Source organism: Myxococcus sp. CA005, assembly GCF_006518205.1.
Taxonomy (GTDB): domain Bacteria; phylum Myxococcota; class Myxococcia; order Myxococcales; family Myxococcaceae; genus Myxococcus; species Myxococcus xanthus.
Genome location: NZ_SRLV01000176.1, coordinates 1 through 4,257, shown reverse-complemented (window position 1 = coordinate 4,257; position 4,257 = coordinate 1). Strand labels below are relative to the sequence as shown.

Genomic DNA, 4,257 nt, shown 5'->3' with positions numbered 1-4,257 from the left:
GGCTCGGGGAGGGTTCCGGCCTTCATCGGATCATCAACCTCAATTGGGGCAGTTCCCCGGGGAACGGCGATCATGTTGGCGGATGGAGCGTCCGAAGTCAAAGCACCGCCACTCAGGGAACCTCCAGGAAGAAAGCCTGACTTTCCACAGCAGGAAGCCCCAGTCCAGACGCGAGGGCGGGTGCCAGTTCATTGGGCACACGCCATGTCTGTCCACTGGGTTGGATCAACACCACCGCGTAGCGACCTCGGGGCAGCTCACGCAGCGGCACGGGGTTGGTAGGTACCCGGGCATCCAGTGCCTGGGGTCGCACTTCCACCACCAGCTCCGGAACGACGGCGCCTTCCATGCGAGGGTTGCCGTTCTCGTCGGTGAGCGCGGCGCTGATGCTGTCTGGCACCAGGCGCGCGTTGAGCACGACGACATCCGGTACGCCGTCCTGGGAACCATCGGCGCGGGCGTAGTCCACGCCGGTGTCATCCGGGACGCCATCACGGTCCAGGTCGTTCTCGTCCACCAGGTTGCTGGCGTCGTCCGCCAGCTTGCGCACGACCACGCGCGGCCAGAAGCCATCGGGGGTGCCGTCGTTGTCTGCGTCCAGGTAGCTGACGGCGAAGCCTTCCGGGCGCTGGTCCACCGCGCCGTCGTGGAGGGACAGCGGCTGGAGGCGCAGCTGCTTCACCGAGCTGCCCAGCTGCCCGTCACCCTGCACGACCTGGAACGTGGGCCGGTCCCTCACGACGCGCGCGGTGTCGGAGAAGCTCACTGCCACGCCGGTGAGGGGCTGCGGCTGGCCGTCCGCGTCCGCCACGACTTCCACCGTGAGCGGTCTGCCGGTCGCGTCCACCGCTGCGCCACCCACGTCACCCGCGTTGGGCTCGCTGGTGACGCCGTACCAGGGGTTGAAGTCGGACCGGCGGCAGTCCGCGCCCGCATCCGAGCCGCAGCCGTCCACATCGATGAAGCCGCGGAGCATGTAGCGGCCCTCGGGCACCAGGCTGAAGCTGAAGGGCGCGACGAAGGGGCCGGGCGTGTCACCCGCCAGCGCCGGCCCGAAGAGCTGCTCGGCGGGGACGACGGTGAAGGTGATGGGGCGGCCGGTGCCCTGCGGCGGCGGAGGCCGGTCCGCGTCGTAGAGGAACACCACCGCGTTGCCACGCGCGCGTGACTGCACCACCAGGTTGCCGTCGATGCGCGCGTTGCGCGTGTTCTGCCGCACGTCGGCGGTGGGCACCACGGGCGGTGCATCGCAGCCGAGTCCGATGACGGTTGCGAGGGCGAGGCCACCAGCGGCTCGCTTCCAGGAGGACAGGGTGGGGCGGCTCATGGAGTCACCGTCAGGGTCGCGTAGACGCGCCGCTCGATGCGATTGCCAAAGGGGTGCTGGGAATGCGCGCCGCCCAGGTGGCTGCCCACCAGCGCGACGGTGACGGTGTCCTTGACGGCCATGTAGCCCACGCGCGCGTTCACCACGGTGTAGGCGCGCAGCGGGTTGGACACCAGTTCGATGCGAGTGGGGTCCGCGGCGGCGGGCTCGCGCTCAATCCACGTGGAGGCGGAGGTGTAGGCCGCGTCCACGCCGAACTCCAGGTCCGCGCGTGAGCGGTAGGTGAGGCCGCCGTACAGCCGGAACTGCGGCGCCTGGTTGCACGGGCCGCACTCGGCCGCCGACTCGCGGTCCGACGTCACGTCCTGCAGCGACGCGCTCAACTTCAGTCCCAGGCCGTCCACCGGCGCCAGGGTGACGCCCGCTTCGGCGCCGCGCGCGGTGTAGATGGCGTCCTCGTTCTGGAAGGACGAACTGCCCAGCAGGTACGAACCGGTGCCCGGGTCATACGACTGGCCCGGCGGCAGCCGCGACACCCCGGACAGACCGATGAGGTCTCTCACCGTGTTCTGGTACACGGCCACGTCCAGGTCGATGCCCAGCTCCGGGGCCTCGCCGCGCCAGCCCAGCTCGAAGGCGGTGAGGCGCTCGGGACGCAGTTGCTGATTGCCGGTGGTGAGCGTGCTGACGCCGTTGATGCCCGGCACGGGCACCGTCAGCTGCGTGTAGCTCTCCAGGAACGTGGGCTCACGGAAGGCGGAGGCCGCGCTCGCGCGGAAGGCGTGGTTTTCGAAAGGCTTGAACAGCGCGGAGATGCGCGGCGAGTGCGCCAGGCCCGGGCTGCCCAGGTTGAGCAGCGGGTGCCGGTCCACGCGGTAGCTGGCCACCAGCGCCAGCGGCTCCACGATGCGCCACTCGTCCTGGACGAAGAAGGCCGCGTGCACCTGCTCGCGCAGCGGGCCCAGGTAGTCTCCCCAGTCCACGCGCTTGAGGCGGCCCTCCACGCCGATGTTGAGCTGGTGCGTGCCCGCGAGCTCGAAGTCGCGCGCGAAGAGCAGCTCGGCGTTGAAGAGGTTGGAGTTGAGCGACGTCACCAGCGACCGCTGGCCCGTGGCTTCATACTGGGGCCCTGCGTCGCTGGAGATGTGGTTCCAGAACGTCTTCAGCTTCAGCGGCCCCAGCTCCACGTCGCCCTTGGCGAAGGCGTTGACGCCGTCGATGAAGTAGTTGCGCAGCAGGCCCGGCGGATAGATTTCCGTGGTGAAGCGATTCACGCCGCCGGACAGGCCCACCTGGCGCCCTTCGGCGAAGGTGTACACGGCGGACAGCGACGCGCGCGCGCCGCGAGCGCCCAGGTCCGGGTCGGGGCCGCGCAGCGTCACGTCCGGCAGGCCGCTGGCGTAGTCCCGGCTCCACTTGTCCGTCTGCGAATAGCCCGCCGCCGCCCGGTAGCGCATCGTGCCCGAGCCGCCGTGGCTGACGAAGGAGCCCGCGGCGGTGTTGCCGGTGCCGCCGGTGACGTTGAACTGCGCGCGCGGTCCGGTGCCGGGCGCGCGGGTGATGATGTTGACCACGCCGAGCATGGCGTTGGCGCCGTACAGCGCGCTGCCCGGGCCGCGGATGACCTCGATGCGCTCAATCTCCTCCAAGCTGATGGGGATGGAGGACCAGATGGTGAGGCCCAGGAAGTCCTGGTACTCCGTGCGGCCGTCCACCAGCACCAGCACCTTGTTGGCGATGCGTTGGTTGAAGCCACGCAGCGACACGTTGGCGCTGCCCACGCCCAGGGCCATGACGTCCGCGCCGGGCACGCGCCGCAGCAGCTCCGGCAGCGACGTGGCGCCCGACAGGCGGATGTCCTCGGCGGTGATGACGGTGGTGGCGTTGGGCGCGTCCAGCGAGGACTGCGCGCGGCGGCTCGCCGTCACCACGCGCTCTTCGTAGGGCACTGCGCCCAGGTCCACGCCGCCGACCGCGTCGTCCGAGCTGGCGGAGGCGACGCCGCTGGGCGTCAGGCCGGGAATGGTGGCGCTCCCCACGGGCATGGCCTCGGCCCGTTCAATGGCCTTCTCCAGCCGCTCCAGCAGCGCGCTCAGTTGCTGCTGCGACTGCGTGCCCGCGGGGGGCGGCGGCATGGGCAGCGACGACGGGTCCTGCGCGGCGGTGGCCTGTGCTTCCTCGGCCTTCAGCTTTTCCTCCAGCGCGGCCACCATGGGCAGCACGGAGGCTGCGTCCGGCGGATTGCTGGCGAGGTAGCGCTGGTACACCTCCAGCGCCGCCTTCGACCGGCCCGAGTCCTGGTAGGCGCGGGCGATGTTGAAGAGGACGTTGGGGTGCGGCTTGATGGCGTAGGCGGCTTCGAGCTCGGCGATGCCCGCGTCGTACTGCTTCTGGGCGATGAGGCTCATGCCGCTGCGGAAGTGGCGCCGGGCCTCAAGGCGGGCGTCCGCCAGGGCTTCCCCCGCGCACAGACACATCGCGAGGAGGCCCGCTCGTTTGAAGGCTGTCAGGGTTTTCAATTGTACGGGTCGTCCTTGTAGGGCGACGAGTCTGGGGCCTTTCCAGGCCGCGTGCTCGCCTTCTTCTTGGGCTGGAGCTTCTGCGTGAAGCGCTCTTCGGGGCCCGCGCCCCTGGCGACGGCGCGGGCGCGCTGGTAGCCGTCCAGGGTGAAGGTCAGCGTCGCTTCCGCGACGCCGCTGGCATTCGGAGCCACCTCGAGGTTCAGGGGCGTCTCGCCCAGGTCCTTCCCCTGGTACGTCACGCGCGCGCCCATGGGGTCGCTGACGATGAGGAAGCGCACCGGCTTCACGGTGGGGCGCGTCAGCGGAGCCAGGGCCAGCTCCTCGTCGGACGCACCCGCCGCGGACTCCGCGGGCGGGAGGGCGGCCTCGGGCGCGTTGGCTTCGGGCGCGGCCTGGGCGGTGGCGGGC

The 4,257-nt window shown here is 70.5% G+C and carries 3 protein-coding genes; all 3 read right to left on the bottom strand.

The window, feature by feature from the left end; genetic code table 11:
* Positions 1–112 precede the first annotated feature (112 nt).
* The gene (locus tag FMQ63_RS36835; RefSeq protein ID WP_011555994.1) at positions 113–1,327 is read right to left on the bottom strand and encodes a hypothetical protein; all 1,215 of its coding nucleotides are present in this window, start codon (positions 1,325–1,327) and stop codon (positions 113–115) included.
* The gene (locus FMQ63_RS36830) at positions 1,324–3,804 is read right to left on the bottom strand and encodes a TonB-dependent receptor (RefSeq protein WP_020478858.1); all 2,481 of its coding nucleotides are present in this window, start codon (positions 3,802–3,804) and stop codon (positions 1,324–1,326) included. The genes FMQ63_RS36835 and FMQ63_RS36830 overlap by 4 nt, the downstream gene beginning before the upstream one ends.
* Before the next feature lie 38 nt (positions 3,805–3,842).
* Positions 3,843–4,257, bottom strand: a 415-nt coding sequence (locus FMQ63_RS36825; protein WP_141277037.1) for a PEGA domain-containing protein, incomplete at its 5' end; no start/stop codon positions are given.

Coding starts and splice junctions, on each gene's coding strand:
- FMQ63_RS36835 (WP_011555994.1), bottom strand. CDS start 1,327: ATGAGCCGCCCCACCCTGTCCTCCTGGAAGCGAGCCGCTGGTGGCCTC.
- FMQ63_RS36830 (WP_020478858.1), bottom strand. CDS start 3,804: ATGTGTCTGTGCGCGGGGGAAGCCCTGGCGGACGCCCGCCTTGAGGCC.